The sequence below is a fragment of the Bartonella sp. MU70NMGDW genome (genome assembly GCF_042194085.1).
Classification (GTDB): Bacteria; Pseudomonadota; Alphaproteobacteria; order Rhizobiales; family Rhizobiaceae; genus Bartonella; species Bartonella grahamii.
The window spans coordinates 1-1,364 of the sequence record NZ_JBHIMK010000305.1; the positions used below are offsets into that span (position 1 = coordinate 1).

Below are 1,364 nucleotides of genomic sequence, written 5' to 3' on the forward strand. Positions count from 1 at the left end.
AATTAGAACAATCTAGATTGAAAAAAATCTGCTCGTTATTATTTCGCTTTGGAAGTTTTTATAAGCCATTGCTTATGCTAACGGCCAAATCATATAAATATTAGGCGTTTTTTGATGGTGAGCCATGCAATCAATATAAGTCTTTCATGTTAAAACGTCTAACAGTGCAAATAGATTTTACTATATACAAGCTTATAGGCAGATATCTTTTTCTAAACGTATTAATGGAGTTCTGTTTCACAAGAGAAGTTATCGTAAGAACTGTTTCTATTATTTTTTCTCAAAGAGGATTGGCGTTGTTAGAAGATAGTGGATAATAAAGTCATTGTATCATTGTGTTTGCAAAAACTTCAATAAAGAGCAGCAAGGTATCATAATAAAATCTCATAGAAGAGTGAATTAAAGAGAACAATGACCGTGTGACAGTTTTACGATTCTTGTTGTTATTGCGATCAAAAGAGTAAGGATCAAACTTATTTTTTATAATATTGATACGAGAGTAATTTTTATTACAAGTGGAGGCGGACAAAATGCACTCCGCAACTGTATTTTGGTGCAAAATTATTCAATGTTACTATAAAAGGCGCTCAAGAATACTACGACCAGCAAAAACAATCATCGGAAAGTGGCTTTTTAAACGAGAAATCTTCCAATAGCTCTGAAACGTACACCACAATGATTTCCTCTATCCTTGAAGCAACGGGAAAAATTGATATGGATGTACAAGGAGATGCTACGATTATTGCTTCTCATCTGATTTCCCGTCAAGATATCAATGTAATGGGAGAATATGTGACGATAGTTGGCATGACAGACCATCATAGCAGCCATTCACAGATGCATGAAACAGGTTTTGCTGTGTGTTCAGGAAAAAATTTTGTTTCGATATACGGGAGTGAAACAACAACAGAAAATGAAGAAAGTTTTGAACATCAAGGCTCTTCTCTCAATGCTGACGGTAATATCAACATTACGGCCAAGAAAAAAGATGTGAGCGTAGTAGGCTTTGATTTTGCTGGGGAGGATATTAACCTTTCGGCAGCGCATGATGTCAATGTTGTTTGTGGGTCATAATAGTCATAAGCTCAAGCACATAGGAAGAATGCACAGGCTTTGGTTTTCAGTTTAAAAAGAGCAGCAGCGATTGTTAGTGCACATAGCCCAAGGTGCTATAATAGTAGGTAAAGGATTGCGTGACTTTAAAAAGCGTGGCATCCACAATATAGCAAAGAAAACAGATATCTATCTTTTGGGGCCGGTTGATAAGGCTCTATCAATAGCGAATCCATTAGAATCCATTATATCTCGTAAATGATGACGAAAAAGATTATGTCTACTTACGAAATTATTTACTTAACCTCATT

1 pseudogene is annotated in these 1,364 nt (G+C 35.4%); it reads left to right on the forward strand.

Annotated features, from left to right (window positions below):
* Window positions 1-567: 567 nt before the first annotated feature.
* Window positions 568-1,142 (forward strand): annotated as a pseudogene (locus tag ACFIKE_RS10635) (hemagglutinin repeat-containing protein); the annotation flags it as partial.
* Between the last annotated feature and the right edge of the window lie 222 nt (window positions 1,143-1,364).